This is a genomic window from Streptomyces sp. NPDC028711, from assembly GCF_055565415.1.
This window is the reverse complement of record NZ_JBVHUJ010000009.1, coordinates 314,153-334,616: the sequence shown is the minus strand read 5'-3', so window position 1 is coordinate 334,616 and position 20,464 is coordinate 314,153. Positions and strand designations below refer to the sequence as shown.

The 20,464-nt window shown below is 67.9% G+C and carries 5 protein-coding genes; 1 reads left to right on the top strand and 4 read right to left on the bottom strand.

Annotated features, from left to right (window positions below):
• Nucleotides 1-67: 67 nt before the first annotated feature.
• Nucleotides 68-14,308 (bottom strand): hypothetical protein, encoded by a 14,241-nt coding sequence (locus tag ACZ4VK_RS27040; protein ID WP_468357137.1) that lies wholly within the window; start codon nucleotides 14,306-14,308, stop codon nucleotides 68-70.
• Between the two features lie 1,527 nt (nucleotides 14,309-15,835).
• Nucleotides 15,836-16,534, bottom strand: a complete 699-nt coding sequence (locus ACZ4VK_RS27035; protein ID WP_468357134.1) for a hypothetical protein — start codon at nucleotides 16,532-16,534, stop codon at nucleotides 15,836-15,838.
• 870 nt (nucleotides 16,535-17,404) lie between these two features.
• Here ACZ4VK_RS27035 and ACZ4VK_RS27030 point away from each other — a divergent pair.
• Entirely contained in the window at nucleotides 17,405-18,172 is a 768-nt protein-coding gene (locus ACZ4VK_RS27030) for a transposase (RefSeq protein WP_468357131.1), read from the top strand.
• 657 nt (nucleotides 18,173-18,829) lie between these two features.
• Here ACZ4VK_RS27030 and ACZ4VK_RS27025 read toward each other — a convergent pair.
• Together ACZ4VK_RS27025 and ACZ4VK_RS27020 are read right to left on the bottom strand one after the other, a co-directional pair.
• Nucleotides 18,830-19,033: a DUF397 domain-containing protein gene (locus ACZ4VK_RS27025; protein ID WP_399453992.1), complete on the bottom strand. Its 204-nt coding sequence runs from the start codon at nucleotides 19,031-19,033 to the stop codon at nucleotides 18,830-18,832.
• Between the two features lie 20 nt (nucleotides 19,034-19,053).
• Nucleotides 19,054-19,914, bottom strand: coding sequence for a helix-turn-helix domain-containing protein (locus ACZ4VK_RS27020; protein WP_468357128.1), 861 nt, complete (start codon nucleotides 19,912-19,914; stop codon nucleotides 19,054-19,056).
• Nucleotides 19,915-20,464: the final 550 nt, after the last annotated feature.

The window sequence follows — 20,464 nt, the reverse complement described above, 5'->3', positions numbered from 1 at the left end:
CTTCGGTGCCGCGGACGCGACCTGCGGCTACGCGGCTACCGGGTTGGCCGGTGTCCTGCCGCGAGGGTCATGTCCGAGACGGGCTACGTCCTGCGGACGTAGCCGCAGGCTGCATTGTTCGTTGTTGCTCCGAGCGTGTGGTGACCGTGCGACCGCCGGTGCTTGGTGGAGGTGCGGTTCCGGCCGTGCGTGCGGCTCGCGAGGCCGTCTCGTCGGCCAGGCGACGCGCGGCAGCGCACACGTCTGGGCGGTCTGCGACGTGGTGCGAGCGGAGGGTGGTTGGTGACTGCTGTGGAGCCACGTTCGGGGGCGATTGCTGTTCGTACGCAGCCGCCACGCTGAGCAAGAGCTCCGCCTGGGCAAGGGTCGCTGGTACGGCGGCGAGATCCGTGGCCCGCCTGCGGAGGTGGTCCCCCAGCTCTCGGATGACTTCGGGCCGCAGGGAAGGTGTCGTGGGGTAGCCGGCGATACGGTTCCCGTCAGGGATGAGCCCCTCGGGCGGTTCTCCATGGTGGACCTTGTAGCGATTGTGCCAGCGCGCTCGGTTGAGGATCCACTCCTCTTGGAGGGCGTGTCGCTGCGCCAGGGGGAGGCTGGGTGTGGCCAGTTGGGTCTCGATGAGGCGCTGGGTGCTGGCGTAGGACTGGAGTCGCCGGTCGCCGCGGGGGGCGAGGAGAGGCGCGGCAGGTTGGGGGCGGCTACCGCGCAGGCGTTCTGTGAGCTCCTCAATACGTTGGCTGGCTGCGGGAGCATGCAGTCGGGCGGCGAGGTCTCTGAGCCGTTCCGCTGTGCGGACCAGGAGGTCGAGGGCTCTGTTCAGGAGCGTGGCACGGTGGCTGGCGTGGATTCGGCTCAGCTGCGGCAGTGTCTGGTCGATCTGCGCGATGAGTGCGCCGAGTTCTGTGCGAATCTGTGGAGTGGTGCGTAGGGAGTCATTGATCTCCCCAATGTGGGTGTCGAGGTCCGCTCGGGCGCGGGTCAGGACCATGGACAAGCCCTGTCGGACTGGCTTGGGTTCCTGCACGGTGGGTGCGCCGGAGGAGACGATCGCCGTGGAGGCGCTGGCGCCGCTTGCCGAAGCAGCCAGGGCTTCGAACAGTTCGCGGAGGGCGTTGATGTGCCCTTCGGGCCGGTCGAGGAAGCTGCCGGCCCGGTCCTCGGTAGTCGGGGTCGAGGCTTGGAGGTCTTGTTCCTCCGGGATGGTGCCGAGGTTTTTGCCAGGTGGCGTGTTGGTCCCCTCTGGACGGAGAGCCCATTCAGTGCGCGGCGACTTCGGGGTGGGTTCGACGGGCGACTGGCGGCGGGCCTGAGGCTCTTCGGTGCCAGCGAGGGCGGGCTGAAGGATGCCCGCATGCGGTGGGGCGGGCTCCGGCCGGTCTGGCGCTGACGCCTGGCGCTGGGGAACCGAGTCTTCCCGGTTCGGGGGTTCAGACAGAAGGCGGCCGCCGTCATCCGTTTCGGTGGGGACGTCGGTTGCGAGGACGGCTAGTCGGGTCCCCGCGGACACACCTGTTCCGCCGTAGTCAGGTGCGTCGTGGCGAGCTGCCGCGGCATCTGCGTCGCCCCTGGCGCTCGCAGCGCGCTCACCGTCGGCGTCCTTCTGCTCGTATGGCTGGAGGACGCGCCCGCTTCGCTCCTTTGTCGCCGCAGCCTGGCTCGGGCGTCTCTGTGGCGGCTGTGGCAACTCGGCAAGCGCCGGCAGTTTCGAGTGCGCCGTGCGAGCGATGGACTTCTCGTCCTGAGTCGCGGGGGTGTCAGTGGCCTTCGTCTCCGCTGGGGCTGCTGCGACGTCATGCTCCTGCCGCTCCTGCTGACTGTCGTCGCTGACGGGTGCTGCCGTTCCGGAGAGGTTGACCAGTACGGGTTCGGCGGCGTGTGCCCAGGTAGAGACCGCGTGCTCGAAGTCTGGAGCGGTGATGCGGGAGAGGTCCGCGTCGGAGATGACCGCGATCGCGATCGGGATGGAGGGGTTGGAGGTGTCGTCGGTCAGACCCAGGTAGAGCCACCGGGAGGCGCTCCGGGGATCGATTACTCCTGGCGGTGCGGCACTGACCATGTGGTAGATGGTGATCCCATCGAGGTCGGCGAGCCGGGTTGGCGCCGTGGGCGCGTCCTCGCTGCTGAGGGCCGATCCGGCGAGCTCGTACAGAGCGACTTCTTGAGCCGGATCGGCTTGGTTCGTATCCGGGTTGTCAGGTTCAGACCGCTCTCCTGCGGCCGGGGGCGTGTCGTCGGGCAACGGTTCACGAGGTTCCGCGGTAGGCGCGGCGTCTGTCGTGGCGGTGAGTGCCACCAGGTCCTTGCCACGACCTTCGAGGTAGGGCAGGAGCAGCTTTGCCCCGGCGGGCGTGTCGACCCATGTGTCCGGGGGCAGGGAGGCGCTGCGGGCCGACTCCCAGAGGTCTCTGACCTGAGCGGGGAGGGTAGCGGCGGCAGCGGCGTCGGCGATCTCCTGGGCACGGCGGTGCTTGTCTGGTTCGGGGAGTTGCGAGGAAGTCGCCGGTGTCGCGGTCTGTTGGCCGGCGGCCTTACGTGGGGTTGCGGGCTGGCTTGCTTCGGGAGCAGCTGTGCCCTCTCCAGAGCGGACCGCGCCGCTGTCATTTGTGGCGGCTTGCTGGTCTGCGGGGGGCACGTCGATGTGCCCGTTGCCTGCGGCTTTCGGTGCAGGGTCGGGGATGGCGGGTCCTTGACCAGGGATGGGTGTTTGTCGCTCTGGCAGGTGCGGGGGCTCTTCGGCGGACGCCGCGGGTGGGCGGAGCCGGACCAATACATCGGGCTGCTCTATGACCAGGTCCTCGATGAGAGGGTGACGCTCTTGGTCTGCTGTTACCAGGCGGATCTGGCTGAGACGGATCGAGTAGGTGTCGTCGTCGCGTGCGCTGAGCTTGGCTCGGATTCGGGATCCGGGTTCGTGCAGTCGTGGATGTTCCAGGGAGAGCAGCAGCTCAGGGTCTAGGTCCGTGGCTTCGAGTTCCACCCAGGCGCCCTCGGGGACGGCCCAGCCGGCCTGAAGGTCTGCGTAGGCCGCTCCGTTGGCGGTAATGGGGTGTGTGGTGTCGCTTGGCACGGTCACGTTGCGTGCGAGGAGGACGGTGTCGTCCGTGTCGAGGACGAGTGTGACGAGTCCGCTCGCGCTGATGGTCCGGCTTCGGATGTCGAACGGCCTTAGGTCGTCGTCCATCTCGAGCAGGACCTGGTCACTGAACTGCAGTTGGTCCGCCCACTGGTGGCCGATGGGTGCAGGCGGCCGCCGCATACCTGACTCGAACTTGAGATATTCCGTGGCCGCGTGCGAGTCACCACGACCGTGGGATCGGTCGAAGCCGGCACGTTCGCCGAGAAGGGCGAGGTACAGCGGACCTCCGTCCTCAGCCCGCCAAGTCTGTGCTGATGCGGGGAAGGCGGGAGATGCGAAGTCGACGGTCCCGGGACCGCCATGGCAAAGGAGGGTGGTGAGGCGCTCCGCGAACTCCTTCGCCTGATCGGCATCGGGGAATCCCGCCAGGGGCCATGGCGGCTCACCGTCGAAGCCGTAGATGTACTCGTTGGGCCAGATGACGGTCGCGGTGGTGGCGGGGAGGAGTTCCCAGCTGCCGTCGTTCAGCTGGTGCAGCGCAAACTGCCCGTCCGCGATCAGTTGGAGTGTGCCCGGGTTGTGTACCTGTCGGCTTTGTGGTCCCTCGGCCCAGAGCTCTCGGAGCAGGCGCGTGGTGATGGGGCGGCCATCCGAGGGGACCGCTACGGCTGGGTGGGTTGTCGGGTGTGTGATGGTGACGTGTGCAGTTGGTTCGTGTGTGACCTTCCTGGCTCCGCCGCGGGGGCCCGCCAGCGTGAATTCCAGTTCGCGGCCGGCCCTCGCCCCTGGGCCGGTGGTGCGGACGGCTTTGACCTCGAGGTACTCGATGCTCTCCTGGCCTTTGATACTGCGGGTTACAGCCAGGTGGTCACCGGGGCGCACGTACCGCGCATGAAGGACGGCGTCGTCTTCGCCGATCGCCTCGGACCTGTCCAGAGCTTCCCAGCGCGCCGCCTCCTCGGGGTCTTCAACACCGGGATAGCGGGGGGTGTCCTGGCGGCTGATGAGTGCCGGATGAATGATCATCCGGCCGCCTTGCTCGTCGAGCACGACCTGCCACTCGCCGGTCCCGAAGGGAGGGGGCGCCGCTCCGTGCGCTGTAACCGGAGGCGAGGACGCCGCCTTGCCGGGAGAGGACTGGTGCAGGAACAGAGGCGTGCCGTCGGCGTGAAGCAGCCTGCCGGGACGTAGCAGTGTGTCTGCCGGTCGTGCGAGTGGCACCGGTGTCCTGGAGTCCTCCACCGGTGCGGTGATAACAGCCGGAGATACATTTCCAGGGGTGGGCGCTGGGTGCGGGCTCGGTCCCGAGGCTGCGTCTTCGACTACCAGCGGTTCGCTCGCATGAGCTCCGAGAGGATTCAGCGCTGAGAGGTTCCTGTCATCACGGATCGCCCTGTTCTGGACATCGGCATCGGACGAACCACCCTCGCCGGTATTCGGCCGGTCTCCGCCTACGCCGGGCGTTACGACCTCCGTGTCGTTGGGGCGGCCGCTTGCGTCAGCCAGGAGCCGGTCCGCGACCATGCCTGCTGTCGCAGTCTCTCCCTGCTCGAAAGCATTGTCCGGGGCTGTGACAGGCCTCGGGGCGTCCGGCTGAGCAAGGTCGAACAAGGCACCCTGCTCCTTCTGGCGCTTCGGCGTCCCGTCCAACTTCAGCGCGCGGCCGGATCGTGTCGCTCCAGCGGCCGGGGTCTCAGCGGTCTCGGTCTGTGTGACTTCGGTGGCCGTGACGGGTGAGACATCGTCACCCCCGGATGCCTCCGCCTGTACCTCCAGGTGGGCGGCGAGCGCGGACAGCCTTTGGGCCTGGATGTCGAGCTGCTGGCCAAGGTCATGGAGGGGGCGTCCGATGTGCCCCTGGTAGCGGGCGACGGGACCGGCCTGGGCGAAGACCGGTACGAGTGCATTCCGGGCCGCGGTCATCGCCTCGGCATTGGATCGATATGCCTCCGCTCCCCTGCCCTCAGGGGAGAGACGACTCATGACAGTGTGCAGACTCCGAAGCTCGGGCTGCGGTCCGCCCTCGTCAGGCCACTGGAGTGCCACAGCCTCCTGAAGGGCCTGGTAACTCTCCAGAACTGTCTGCATGTCCGCCAGCACCGTGTCGTGGCTGGTGTGCTCGCCGAACAACGGGGCTACGTCCTTGGATAGACGGCGCTCCCTCGGCACCACGGAGAGCCCAGTGCTGTGGAGCCGGGTGAAGCTGTTCTCGGCGCCGGTGACGACATCGCGGGTGAAGAACGTGGTCGCTCCGCGAGGGTGACTGGCGTAGGCGACGGCAGTGACGGCCGCGCCCCTAGCGCCGACCTCAGCGACCAGGTCGCCGACCCGGACAGCCGTGATGCCGCGCAGTTCCGGGTAGAGGTCCTTGCGGTGGCGGGCGGGGGTGAGCAGTACCTGCTCGGGCATGGCCTGTACGGCGATGTCTCCTGCGGCGACTTCGTCGCCTGCCGAGTCGCGGACTACCGCGTCGAGGAGGATTGCACGGCCGTTCGTCCCCAGTGAGGCTTGGTAGCCGGGGAAGATGTGGCCGGTGATCGTCAAAGGGCTGGGCAGCTTCTGGTCGGCGAGCTGCGGCTCGTCGATATCGTCCAGTGTGAATGTGACCAGGCTGCCAGGCCACAAGGTGCCGCGGTGGACGGTACGGCTCTCGCTCAACGACGGTGCTGGTGGTTTGAGGCTGTCCTCTTGGTTTGTACCGAACAGTCCGAGCTGTTCCGTCTCGCCTGTGTCCTGGGGGACCTCGCCTTCCCCTGCCTCGAGGAACTGCAGGCTGGTGCGATCTCCACTCGTCTCACTGCCGCCGGCCGCCATCTCCGGCTCTACCGGAGAGGTGTTCTCGCCTTGGATCTCCCCGTCATCCGCGGCTGATGGCGCTTTGGAGTCTTGGATTCGCCTGGCGCCGGAAAGCTGTGAGACCTCGTCGGGGGTGAGGTTGGCGGTGTCGTCGTTGTCTTGTCCGCTGGCTACCGAGCTCGGGGCGGCTGCGTCCCGCTCCGTGCCGCGATTCCTCAGCTCGGAGGAGGCCTGCTCGATGCGTTTCGCGTAGTTCCGGTAGGCCCGTGCGTCCTCCGGGTCGGACTCCAGCCCTTCGCCGCCCTCCAGCATCCACGCCCATTTGAGGAGAGCCTGGTGGACCTGGATCGGCCCCGTCACCTTGAGCCCACCGTTACGGCTCGGCGAGGCCTCGACGAGGGCCTTCCGGGTGTCCGGGTCCTCCATGGCTGCAGTTTCTTCGACGTGGAGGAAGTCGACCAAGGGCCGCGGCATCGTTAGGGTGACGAAGTCCTCGGGCTGATCCCATGCGTGCCTTAGAGGTTCGCCCTTGTGATCGCGGCCCTCGGCAGGCGGCTGCATCGTGTCCGCGGGGGCTGGTTCGGCGTCCAGCTCGGCGATCGCGACAACGTCGGCTGCGGACATCTCCTGGTGGTGGGCCTGGCGGTGTGCCCGAGCCAGTGCCTCACCGGCGGGGGCGCGGTCGGCGTACTTGGCAATGTCGGTGCGCTCGGTCCAGCCGCACACACACCACGCCTCGACCCAGTCCCGGCCCGGGCCGCCGGGGGTGACGACCGTCGCGTGCGGCACCTCGTCAGCAACCGCCGTGGCGTGGAGGCGCAGTCGGTCGAGCATCGGCGCCCATGCGTACATGTAGCTGTCGACGGCGGTGCAGGATGCGATCAAGGTCCCCGCCTGGTCCTCGATCAGGAGCGGCGCCAGGCCACCGGAGGCGGTGCGGCCTTCCCACTCCCGGCGGACCGTGTACACCGCGCCGGTCTCGGCGGTGATCGTCCACGAGTCATCAGGGTGATACTGGATCGCCTCCGACTCCCCGACCTCGGGGAGGAGCCACAGTCCAGCGTCATATTGCATGCGGCGGGCGGCGGCGAACCCGGCTGCCAAATCCCCGCCGGCCTTGGCAGCATGCTCAGCGACGGCCGCCAGTGCCGCGCCCTTGCCCTCACCGGAACCGATGCTGATCACGTCCCACCGGCCCGACGGCTCTACGCCGTGCCACCACGCCTGCCAGATGATCCCCCGCGCGCCCTTGCCCTGGCAGTCGTGGGAGATCTCGTACTTGCCGACGGTCAGCCCGGGGCCAATGACGGCGAACTGATACGTGGACGGCTCCCCATTGCGGACCTGCGGGGTGGCAGTCAGCGCATTGACGTCGACGACCTCGGGCGCCTCCTCAGCATGCTCCGGCGCCGCGTCGCTACCCTCCACCCCCGAGCCGTCGAGCCCGAGGGTTGCGACGGCCGCGCGGGCAGCCCCGTTCGCCACTTCCATGTCCGCGCGTGCCGAAGTCTCCGCCGGCTCGTAACCGGCCGCAATCGCTGCTTCGGCCGCTTCAATGGTGACGGACGCCCATTCCGACGCCTCACCAGCTGCTTCCTCCGCCTTGGCGCGGTCTCCCGCCTCCATCTGCCGGACGGTCTCCTTCCCTGCCGACTCCGCTCGGATCCGAGCCGAGAATGCGCGCCCGGCCGCGCCCTGCCCGGCGACCAGCGCAGCCCGGTCCTGGCGGGCCGCGACCGCCGCCTCCGCCGCCCGCTTCTGTGCCTTCGCGTCCCCACCTGCGGCCTTCACCTCCGCTCGCGCTTCACGCTTGGCGCGATCGTCCCCGGCTTCGCACGCCTCGGCGACGATCTGATCCGTCAAAGCCTGAGCGGGCCACGGGGCTGTTTCCCCAGCGTCCAGCGCGGCCGAGAGCATTTGTCCGGCAACCTCGGCGATTCGGTCGGGCCATTGCTGCCAGTGCAGGTTGACCAGCTTCGGGTCCCCCTTGGCCAATGCCTGAACGAGGCTCTGAACGTCGCGGTGCCCGATGCGCCCGTCCTTCTCGTTCAGGAGGCGGTGAGACAGGCATCGCGCGCACACGGTGTAGCGGCCGAGTTCGACCTCTTGGTCGGTGACGACGGCGACCGTGTATCTGGCGCCCGAGCGCTTCGCGCTGCACTTGCCGACGTACGGCGCCGACGCATCACAGTACGCGTCCGGCGTGTCGGCCATGTCGTCCGTGAGCTGGGCCACGACGCGCAGCCGCCCGTTCGGAATGGCGTCCTGGGCCAAGTGCCAGATCGCCCACTCAGCGACGTACTGCCGGTTGTCGGGGCCTCTGCGAGACCAGTCCTCGCCGGTGTGGCCTTGCGCGCCGTCCGGGTCGGTCAGGTGCTCCCAGCCCCACCGGCACGACGCAATGAGGCCGATGCGGCCGAACCGCCGGACCAAGAGCACGCCTTCTTCGAGCTGGACGCGGTCCGTGGTCGTCTCGAACTGGGGTGCCTGCGCTGTCAGATGCCCGTATTGGGCCCACAGCGACGCGAACCGTGTACGGGTCGACGAGTCCTCACGGATCCGTGCCAGCACCTTGTTGAGGGGCCGGTCGTCTATGTTCGCGGCCCACCAGTACGAGCCGTCAGCGTCGTGGCCAGCTTCCCACTGGTCCTCTTCCCGAAGGTTGTACGTCACGGGCCGCAGCCGGAAAGTGTGCCCGCCCGGTGTCGTCAGAATCCAACCGGCCGCCGGTTCGCGCTTGTCTGTGAATGTGACGGGGGCGATCGTCTCACCCTCGATGAGCGCAGCCCGGAGTTGCGCCCCGCGCCCGTCTGTCTCCGCGTCCCCGGCCTCCTCTTGGCCGTCCGGCTCTGCGTCTGCCTGCGGGGTGTCGTCGCGGCTGGTGAATGCCCCGGCCGCTGCCAGTTCAGCCGCCGCCGTCTGCCGCTCCAGCTCACCCGACGGCGCTGAGGCGTCTGCCTCTGTCGGGACCATGTTGTTCGCCTGCTCCATTTGTTCCGCCACCATCTCAGTGCCGGACAGGGATGCGGTCCGCTCGCGCTCCGTCGCCCGGGCCGCCTCGTCCTGGGGCGGCAGGCTTGTCGGCGCACCCGCCTTGGCTGCCTTTGGCCCGTTCCCGTCCTCCGGCATCCCCTTGTCGAGGGGCGCGGCCTGCGTCGCCTGCTGACGCTCCGCGCGGCTGGCCTCATACGCCTCGGCCGTCGGCTGGTCCATCGTCACCGGGATGCGGGTAGCGAATCCGGACGTGCCGCTCTCGGACGAGACCAGGACTCCTCGCGACCACTGGTCGCGGTCGACTGAGGCGGCCAGGCCGCGGGCGGCCAGTGCGTCCTCAATGTCCCAGTCGGTCAGGTCAGCCATGATAGACGGCTGCTCACCCTTGAGGCCGCGGGCGCGCAGCGGGAAGTACTTCGCGTGCATGGCGCCGCACTGGCAGACGATGCGGCCAACGACGCCGGGCGACTGGTGAAACGAGATCACCTCGACGGCGGCGGCGACCTGCCCGGCGACGTTCGCAGTGCATGCCGTTTGCCGGGCCTCCTTGGCTCTCGTGGCGTCCTCGAAGGCGCACCCGTAGAGGTTCAACGTCTCCTCGCGCCCAGACTGGGCGCGCTGCGCCGCGTCTTCCATCCGGATGCACTCGGCCACGTAGTCCTCGAGCCGTCCGGCTTCCCGGTATATCTCCGCCGACTCCGTGTAGCGATCGGCGTCGCGCTTCGCGCGGTGGACGTCGTCGTACGCCTCACGGCAGAACCCAATGGCCGACCACACGTCTTCCGCCAGCGCGTCAGACTCGCGTACGCGCTCCCCGCACGCTTCGGCCCGCTGCACATCCCCTGCCGCGAGCACCGACGCCTCATGCACCCGCACACGTGCCGTGGTGAACCGCTCCACGGCGGCCGCCCACGCCTCCTCCTCACGTCCAGACAGCCGACGCGCCTCTCGCGCTGCCGTCAGACCGTCGAGCCCCTCGTCGTCCGCCTCCTTGATCTTCTCGGCCCGCTCAGCCGCGTACTTCCGATCCCACACAAGGGCGCTCCGGAAGTGGTCCACACCTGCGTAGGCCCGCGCCGCCGTCTCGTACGCCTCCCACAGCTCCGGCGCATGCTCGGCGAACCCGGCCGCTCGGGGGCGGTAATGGTCGCCGTGCGGGTGCTTGACCCACTCGGCAAGGTGCTTGCGCTCATTCGCCGTGGCGAAGCCCTCCGGGTTCCGGCGCACGGCCGCGATACCGGCGAGGAGAGCACGAGTGCCTCGGCCCACTGGAGTCACGTCGTCATCGTCCGGGGCGACTATGTGCTCACTGACCGCCAGGGCGAACGCCACGGCCACCGCGTCCTGCCGGTCGCTCGCCAGGTTCGCGGCGGACGTGTACCGCGACGGGAACGACACTTGACGGCCGTTCGAGCGGGCGGCCTTTTCGGCCCCCCATGCGTCGTACTGCGCGACCATCGAGAGGGAGGCGTCACCCTGGGGGGCGTGAGCTACGTCGTGGTAGTCCGTGTAGCCATCGAACCAAGCAGCCCAGTCGCGCGCCGGGTCCTCGAACATGTGGATCAGGGATCCGTACCCACGCGCCGTCGGCTCACGTCCCTCAGTCGCAAGACGCTCACGCCATGCCGCCTCTTGCGCATTCAGCTGCTCCTGAGCTTCCGCGATCACGGGAGCGGCGAGTTCCTCGCACTCCGCGCGGTCGACGGCGCCGGCGACCGTCTCGCCCGCGTCGGTCACGCACTTGGTAGCGAGAACGATCAAGCGCCGCCAGGCAGCACAGCCGCGCGCATCCTCGCCGTTGGAGTTCGCGAGCCACGCCCGAGCAGCCTTGACGGCGTCGCTGGCACGCCGCTCCGCTTCCGCGGCTTCTCGGTAGGCGGCCCCCGCGATCTCGACGGCCCGGCGGCCGACCGGACCAGTACCGTCCAGAGCGTTATACGCGTCGCGGACGTCCCCCAGACCGGCCGTGATCTTCGCACCCGCCGTGTTGAGCTCACGGACCCAGGTGGCGGCATCCCGCCCCCACACAGTCCGACCGGATTCCTCCGCCTCACGGCTCACGGGCATCTGAGCGGCGACGGCCGATCGGACCTCCTTGAAGCCGGCGGACGACGCCGACGACATGAAGCCGCCCTTGTCTTCCGACCACACCGCTATGTGCTCTGCCTCCTCCACGCCTTTTCGGACCATCACAAGCCCTGTGATCACGATCCGGCGTGTCCATGCGCGACCGGTCCAGTGCCGCTCCGCATGGACGTCCCAACCCCGTTCGGCCGCCTCATGGAAGAGCACGCCCGCATTGCGCGGCATGCCTGCCAACACCTGAGCGGACATTGCCGCGGGCTCTCCGCCGGTCGACTGCTCCACCGTGGCTCCCTTCGTGATCTTGTCCGGCGACTTTTCGCTGCGGTCGCCGGAGCTGGCGGTGGTTTCGACGGTCGGGGGGGTGGGTGCGGGTGTTGGTGTCGTCGGGGCCGGTGCTGGTCCCGGTGTTGGCTCGGCGGGCGTGCGCAGTTCCGGGTCGTGGGCCGGGGTCACGGGTGCGGAGTTGTCTGAGTCCCATGCGCCGCGGCGCTCCCATCCGTGCGAGGACAGGACGGCATCTGCGGCTTCGGGTGTCAGAGAGGCAACCTCGAACGCGGCGATACTGTCGCTGGTCGCCATGTGCTCAGCAGCGCTGGTGTGCTCATCGCGGGGACCGGTGACACGTACCCACAGCCCAGCCTTCCCTGCATTGAACAAGTACGCCCGCTGGCTGATCGCCTCGTCACGGATTGCCGGTGGGGGAAGCTCTTCGTTGCGGCCGGTCGCGGTCGGCATGAGTCGCCCGTCGTCCACCGTGGCACTCGCATCTACTCCGGGGTCGTCCACGGGTGCCATCTCGCCGTCGGCCAGGGCGCCCCCTTCGCCCTCCCATCCCTCCATGCCACCTGGGTCCGACACCCCGGCGGGAGCAGGTGCTGACCATCCCGGCGTGCGCACCCCGAGTGTCACCGGCTCCGCTTTGTGCTGCACTGTTGAAAGGAGCGACGGTTCCTGATGAGTACCCGAGCGCCCGACCTTGACCGGCGCCGACCACAGCAACGTCCTCTTGGCCGTCACCCGCCGCCCGGACACCCACGCCGCCGAGCGGTCCTCACTCCACAGGCCGTCAACCCACACTGCGAGCAGCTCATACGGCAGCGGCTTACCTCTTTTGTCCGCCGTTCCCGCCACCCGCACCGCGACCGTGCCCCCGTCGCGCTGCATGGCCACGGTCCATCCGTTGGCCATGGACACTTCCGCGAGGCTTACGGCAGCCATGGGCAGCCACACCCCGGGGGCCGCCTCGGTCTCCGCCAGGACATCCCCCGCCGAGTCCCACGTCGCCAGGGTCTTGGCATCCAACGGCGTTCCGGCCTCCGGGACCTTCGGCGCCTTCCAGGGCTTGGCGTCCAACCCTTTGGACGCGTTCACGATGGCGCGCCGCAGGTCCGTACCTGGGCCGTACCCACCCATGCGGTTGCGGCCGGGAACGTCCTTTGCCGTCAGGGCGCGCCGCTCGTCCCGCGCGGCCACAGCGTCCCCGAGCACATCGACGAATGCCGCGTACCCTGTGATTTGATCCGCCGGCACTCCCCCCGGGATCTGCTCTGCGTCGTGGGACGCGTCCCACGGCAGCGTGAAGACCATCGCCGCTTCGCCGTCCTCGGACAGCCACGCACCACGACCGGCCTGGACCTCCCCCGCATGCAACCGCGCCAGATGCGCTTCTGCCGCCGCTACGCGTTCCGGCGCTAGCCCCTGCTCCGTCACGATCGCGGACTCTTCCCGCTCCAGAGCGCGCACCGCGTCCCGCGCGTTCCGTGCCGCACGGTCTGCGGCAAGCGCCACGTCGTACGCGTGCGTACGCCAGTCACCCGTGTGCTCTGCGCCGAGCCACACGTGATCCCCGAGCACACCCGCGCTACGGCGCGCCTCCCGATCCACCTCCTGCATGTCCGCCGACCAGGCGGCACGCTCCCCTGCGATGAACTCCGCCGACTCGAGACGATCCCGCGCCGCCGTAAGCTCCCCGCGCACCGTGCGCAACCGCACGTCACGCGACAGGCGCACCGTTCCCTCATACGGGCCGCGGAACGCAATGGGGAATACGCCGCCCCCCTTGCCGTGGCAGATCAGCAGCGGCCGGCCCCCGCCCGCCTGGAGGCCGCCTTCGGATTCCCACGCATCCACCCCGCCCGGATCCGACACAACGTCAGCTGCGTACGGGACTGGGGCGCCTTGCTCCGCCCGTACTGCGGCGCGGATCCACCCTGACGGCAGCACCGTGTCAGCGCACTGCCCGCACAACAGGCGCCCATCCTCCACGGTCCACATGTCGGGAGCGTCCGACCGCATGCAGTGCGCACAACATCCCGGGACGGGCGTGTGCCCCTTCGTCACGTCCCTGTCCACCGCCGGCACACGGTGTAGACCTACCAACGCCGCCCACTCCGCGATCGGCGCCCTGTCGCCCTGGTCGGCACGCTCGTACGCACGCCGCGCCTCATCCGGGCCAGCAATGACCGGCCCCACCTGATCGGCGTCCGCCGCTCTCAGGCTGTGCTGACGTGTTTCCTCTGCCCGGTGCGCGTCATACTCCTCGACCGCTTCACGCGCCGAGACGAGCGCGGGCAGCACCTCGCGACGGATCATTTCAGCGGCGCCCTGGGTGCCTTCCGCCTCAGCCGACCGGCTCATGAGTCGCCCGACTTCACGCGTCGCCGACTCGGCCACCTCGCGCGCGAGCGCGCCACCGTGAGGCACGTGCCCACGCTCCATGCGGTCCACTGACCAGATCCGAGAGATCACCTCACGGTGAGCCCGGCACTCGGCCATGACTGCCGCGTACGCCTCAGCGGCCTCTGCTTCGGTCGCAGACCAGGTCCGCCACGCTGGCGCATAGTCCCCCAGCCACAGCACGCCACTATCTGCCACCCAGTCGCCGAACCGCTCCGCCTGCTGATCCGTCGCGTGCTCCCACTGGCGTGCGTATTCGGCAGCGCCCGCCGCGTACTCCGCTCGCTGGGCCGCGTCCGCAGCTTCAAGCGCCGCGCGTTCGGCGTCCTCTCGAGCGGCAGTCTCCGCTGCCTCTGCCACGGGGTCCACTTGCCTGACCCGAGCCTGGGACAAGGCGCGCCGGTAGTCCTCCAGCGTTACGTAGCCGGTCAAGATTCGGCCGCCGAGCTCCGCCCCGGAGCGCTCGGTGTCGAACGTCCAGCGCTTTCGCCCCTCCTCCTGTGTCCACATCAGGGAGAGAACGGCAAGCGCCTCCCCGCCTTGTCGGCTGTCGTGCGCCCTGCCGGATGCCTCGCACTCCCAGACGCCAAGCGACGATTCGTCGTCCTCAGCGGTGACGGTTCCGGCTCTCAGTGCAACGGACCATCCGGCCGCCTCCGCCTCACGCGCGAACTTGGCCATGGCGGATGGAACACCCTTGCGCCCGACGTTGGTTGTGTCCCACTGCCCGTAGGCACCGATCCACCAGGACCGGTCGATTGCCGTGCACGCCGGTGGTGTTGCGCGGGTAACGAAGCCGGGTTCGGATCGTTCTGGTGTGCCGGCCGGTGGCAAGCGGTGGCCCGCGCTCGTGTTGGCACTCACGTTGCACCGCCGTGCCTCTGTCCGGCGTTGACCCGCTCACGCACAGGGGAGTGGCAGTGAGACGGGGACGAAAGTGTCCTGAGCAGCGGCATGTCAGCTCCGAGGTTCAGCGGCCGGGTGTCCGGCGTCCCGGGCCGGGCGTGCCTGGAGCCGGGGGTTCATGACGCGGTGCCTGACCGGTTGGGCGCATGTCGGTGGCTTCGGCCTGCTCTGTGACCTGGTGGCTCCTTTCTCGCGACAGAAGCACCGCCGCACTTCCCAGGAGCGCGTTTCGCAGCGCCTCCGCGGCACGATCCTGTTCTCGAAGCAGACGGGGGTGCGCGCTGCTGCCACGAGCGCGGATGGCGGCTGCGACCGTCTCGGCAAGGCGGTCGAGCACCACGCTCGCGGAGTTCTGGCCAGGTGCCGCGGCGGGATTCAAGGCAGGCACTACGGCCTGGAGAACTGCGGAGGTGGCCGTCCGCTCCAACGATCGGGTCGGTTGAGTAGCGCGGCGCAGAATCTCTGCAGCCTCAGCGGCTCCTGTACTGGGGCTCGCCAGGGCGCATATCGTCAGAGCCGTGGTGAGACGAGGGTTGGTCCCGGTGCTTCGCAGTGGACCCGTCGATTCGGCGGCTGCGGCCGGGAAGAGATGTTCAGTGAGTTCTCGCAGGAGGGTAGCGGCCTGGGCTGCAGCCTCTATGTCGTGAGAGGCCGCGGCCTGCACGACTGCCCAGTCCGCGAAGAGGTGCTCGTGACCGCGTGCGACCGAGATGGCTGTGGGGACTGCCTTAGCCGTAGCAAGCGCTTGGAGCTCGGCTCTGAATGCTTGCGATGCTTCCCAGTTGCCGGCGTGTGCCCGGGCCCTTCCGAAACTGGGCAGTAGTGCAGGTTGCGCGAGACGCGTCCAGGCTCGGGCTGCTCGCTGCCAGTGTCCTTCGTCGGGGACTTCGCTCCCGGGGAGCCTGGCAAGGATCCATTCCGCCTCGGCGATGAAGAGCGGATGGTCGGCTGAGGCCGGGCCCGTGTAGCCCCGTCCGGCACATTCATCGCAGTGCTCTTGCGCTTCGTCCTTCGTGCTTCCTTCTGCCATTCCACCCGCATGGTGTGCAGATTCTCCGGTGCCTTCGCAGTCGGTGCAGGGGTTGATGCCTGCCTCGATCCGAGCCATGGCCAGCAGACTTCGTGGGTCTGCGAGCATCGTGAGGTTGGCGTGCGGCCCTTCAAATCTCTGCTCAGCCATGAGGGCTGGCGCAGGGCCGGTAGGGCGATCTGTTCGGAGCCACCATTGGGCGGCTTCCAGAGGGGACTGGGTCTCGGTCTCCCCGGACAAGCTGTAGATGATCTCGCCGTCGTATTCGCTGTTCATGTCTGGGACTCCCCCGCTGCCTCGATGGTTCGCGGGGTGGTGGTTGCGCACGCTGACGAGGCCGCGCCTGCAGAACTCATCCTTCGGCGTGTGTGCCGTTCAAGGTGCGCCTGGTGTTCTTCCTTGAGCGCGGAGTACATCAATTCGCTGACGATGGTCATCGTGGTTGTCGTCGGCGAGCGGCGCGCTGGGCTCACAGTGCTTAGCCCCTCCAGCGTGCCGACCAGATCCTCCAGGCGGCGGCGTGCCACAGCCGTCAGCCGAGCCTCGGCCTTCGGATCTCGTTCGAAGCGCGCCCTGATCACGCGGCCCGCTGCCGCTGCCAATCCCAGGGAGCGCGCCTTGACAAGATCACGGGCATCGTCTTCGAGAGATGGGCTGGCGGTCAGTGCGAGGGTAAGTTTGGGAAAGCTGTCGGTCTTGGCCTGTTCTCGGACGTCGATGCCGGCGTGCTGGGAGAGAGCGACAGCTGAGATCAGCCAAGAGTCAGTCTGTACCTGAGGCGCTGTTCCGCTTTCGCCCGCGGGACTGGGTCCTGTGAAGCCGTACAGCCGACGGTCCGAGCCGAGTTGCTCAAGGTAGCCGAACGCGGCAGTGCGCAGCAGCGGGCCTGCGCCATGGTCCATGGCTGCGAGGGTGACGGCGGCCAGATCAACGAGGTCCTGTCCATTCCAGCGCGTGCTGGCAAGCTGCATAGCCTCAAGTAGATCGTCCAGTTCTCTGGTCGCGCTCAGAGACTCCGGGCCGTGTCGTTCATGGAGCCGGTCCTGCACTGTGCGGGGAATAGACAGGCCGGTCGCGTGGTGCCACTGGCGCGCTGCAGCCTGCCAGTCGCCTACGTCGAACGCGCGCCAGTCTGGGCCCCACGACTCCAACCACCGAGTGGCGGCAGTAGCATACTGCTGCCCTTCCTTGGAGTCGGCGTTATGGAAGACAGCCTCGGCATCGGCATGGAATCGATGCGTCACACCCGACCGGGTGACCGGGATCTCGCGATGTGGGCCGTCCCACCACGGCGGGAGCCCAGGCGCCACGGCCCCCCTCACGAGCCCTCGGGTCACTCTCTCAGATGCCAGGTCTTGGGCATCCTCGGCCTCGACGAGGTGGGAGGGGCATGAAGGGTCGTGGCGTGGCCTCGCGGCTGTCATAGTCTCCCCCCTGTCGTCTCGGGGCGCGATAGCTCACCCGTGGAGTGCAGGACTCAGCTCAGAGCTGGAAGTTCTGAGCAGTTCCCGTCATGACTGTCCCCGAGGTGCTCGGGTCGCCAGCTTCGGATCCCGTGACGCGGGCTGGCTCTGCAGCCCCTCCCGCCTGGCGGAATGGCGCACAGCGTTCATCCCGCAGGGCGGGCGTGATCGGCGAAGTGGAGAAGCCAGACTCCATCACGGCGATTCACCAGCGGCAGCGGGCAATCCCACGGGCTGTGGGCGGGGAGACAGCGGAAGGGGTCAGCAGTACCAGGGGCATCCCCCCTCCGGTCCTGCCGTCTACGCAGTGGCTTCGACAGCCTCCCCGAGGCTAAGGGCTGTCCCGTAACTGCTGGTCACGGGTGAGATGATCTTGGTGTGGCTGGTGTGATCACGGCGTCGGAGCCGTCCTGGATAGCCCCGTTCACCGGGCTGAGCCCGCGTTGTTTTGGGAAGCTGGTGACCCTGCTGCGGCGCGAGGGCGCGGACGCGGTCCGCAAGGGCCGGCCGTGGAGCCTTCCGCTGGAGGACCGGGCATTGCTGGTGGCGGCGTACTGGCGCACGAACTTGACGATGCGCCAGCTCGCTCCGCTCTTCGGGGTCTCAAAGTCGGCGGCCGACCGCATCATCGACCACCTCGGGCCGATGCTCGCCCTGCAGCCCCGCAAGCGGTTCGCCAAGGGCACCGTGCTCATCGTGGACGGCACCCTGGTGCCCACCCGCGACCACGCCGTGGCAGAGCAGTCCAAGAACTACCGATATTCCACGAACCACCAGATCGTCATCGACGCCGACACCCGCCTGGTCGTCGTGGTCGGCCGGCCGCTTGCCGGAAACCGCAACGACTGCAAGGCATGGGAGGAATCCGGCGCCAAAGCCGCCGTCGGCAAGACACTCACGATCGCCGACGGCGGCTATCCCGGCACCGGACTCGTCATGCCGCACCGCCGCCGCAAAGGCGAAGACCTGCCCGACTGGAAGCAGGCGCACAACAAGTCCCACAAACAGGTCCGCGCCCGCGTCGAGCACGTCTTCGCCCGCATGAAGACCTGGAAAATCCTCCGCGACTGCCGCCTCAAAGGCGACGGGGTCCACCACGCCATGCTCGGCATCGCCCGGATGCACAACCTCGCCCTCGCCGGATAGGCCAGCGGATCGCACCGCGACCGACCCTGCCCAGGGCCACTCAAAGATCATTTACGGGACAAGCCTTAAGCAAGGTTCTTAGTGGGAGTGCGGTGATAGGGAGCCAGAGGCGGGTGCCGAGTGAGTAGGCCAGGAGGACGTCAGATACATCATCTCCCCGCCCTGTGCGCCGATCCGGAAGACGAAGCCCTTCCCCGTGCTCTGGCCGAGTCCGGCGCCATCTACACACGTACCACGAGCACCTCGGCTTGCGGCATGCCCGAACCGTCGACGCCCAGGGGTGTACGGATCAGCCTGCGTTGGCCTGCGTCCGGCTCGCGCGGCGGGTACGGCTGCGAATCAGGGAAAGTGAGCGCCGGCGGTCTCGCAGTGCCGGATCGCGGGAGTTCATCTGGGCATCGAATTGATTACCCGACAGCTCGTCCGGCCGATTCGACGAGATCACAGAGACCGCGTCCCAAGTGTGACGAAAGTCGCTGAAGTTCCATCAGTGAGATTTCCTACTTGTCACCTCCGCTACTGGGAGGTGGTTGCAGCTTAGGCTCCGAGGGTAGAAAGTAGATACAGCGTCCCTCCCCACCACTCTTGGGGAGGGACGCTGTCATGTGTATCTGCCGGGTACGCCTGCGCCGAGACGTCAGGTTGCCGGCCGGGCGGTCATCCGAAGCGGCCGCGCTTCACATCGTCGACAAACGCCGCCCATTGGTCGGGGTCAAACACGAAGGCGCCCAGATGAGGCGCCTTGCTGTCGCGAGCAGCTATGCGGCCCTCTTCTGTCGTCTGCACCTCCAAGCAATCTCCTTGCTGCGCCCCGCTGTAGGACGACTTTTTCCACTGATGTTCCGGCAGGTCGTGCCGCATGTTTTCACTTTCTTCGTTTGTCACAGCTCTCGGCAGATTTCCGAGATCAGGTCGTTCGACTTCGACGTCGATAGCGTCGACGACCGCAGTAGATCCAGCGAGTCTCTATACTTTCGAATAGTCTTCTCCTCTTCCAGGTAGAGGGCTCCGTCCAGGTATTCCACCTGCACGACGTCGAGATCCAGTTGGTCTGGGTAACTGTAGAGCGTGAATGCTCCGCTGCTGCTTCCGGTGTAGCCCTGTTCGCTGAATGGCACGACTCGGATTGTGATGTTGGGCCTTTCGCCAAGCTCCAGAAGGTGGCGCAGTTGGCCTTTCATCACCTCTACTCCGCCTACACGTTGACGGAGGACGCCTTCCGTCACGATGCAGAGGTAGTTAGTGAGCGTGTCCCTCTTGAAGACGTCCTGACGTCGGAGTCGAACGTTCGTGAAGAACTCGACCTCCTCGTCGTCCAGGGCCGGATCGTTGGAACTGATGACCGAAGCAGCGAACTTCTTCGTCTGCACGAGGCCAGGTAGGACCTGCGGCTGGAACGCGACGATTCGCTCGGCGTCCTCTTCGAGGGCGAGCAGTTCCTTGAAGTCCTGCTCGAGCCTGTCGCCATGTGTGCGCCACCAGCTGCGGCGCTGGCCTTCGGCCGACAAGGCGACGAGCCAGGCGCGTGTCTTCGAGTCGGTCACGGTGAAGAGGTCCATCAGCGTTTCCAGCTCGAGACGGCTGACGCGGTGACGCCCCGTCTCAATGCGACTGATCTTCGACTTGTCACCGTGGATGGCCTTGGCGGCCTGCTCCGGACTGATCCCGGCCTTCTCGCGCGACTCGCGCAGAGCGGTGCCCAACCGGCGCCGGCGAGCCGTGCGTCGCGCTGGCTGTCCCACCTTCGTCCTCCTCTGCCGTTGTCTCCAGCCAGTGTGACGGACACCGAGGCTGCAACGCTACGAGGGGGGCGCTTGTCCTTCATTAGAGGCCAGTCCTGCATTTTGTAGCTCAGAGGGTTGCGGATGGAGCTGAGTTAGGTCCATCGTAAGTAGGCGGCCACGAAGCGCAACCACATCGTGGCGTTGAACTGCCATGCCGTGCTTGCTGTTGGCCGGCCCGACGGTGAGCCCGCGGGTCTGCCAGTGGCGTGTTGCCGAGGCTTCGAGAGGCGAGTCCATGAGGTCAGATGGAGCCGAAGACGGGGAGGCCCCCGGCGTCGTTCGGCGCAAGGGCGTCCCGTTGGACGCTGTGGGCTGCCGGTCTGCGTTGGCCGATCAGTTAGCCCGTGACACGGGGCGAGGTACCGACCTTCGAGTTGCAGCTGGCCCGAGAGGCTACGCAGCAGACAGGCCGGGGGCGCTGGCTCGGGACGGTGTGGGAGCCGGTTGGCTGGCACCCGCCTCCCAGCTGTCTCCGATCGGCAGTTCGATCACCAGGCAGCATCACGTC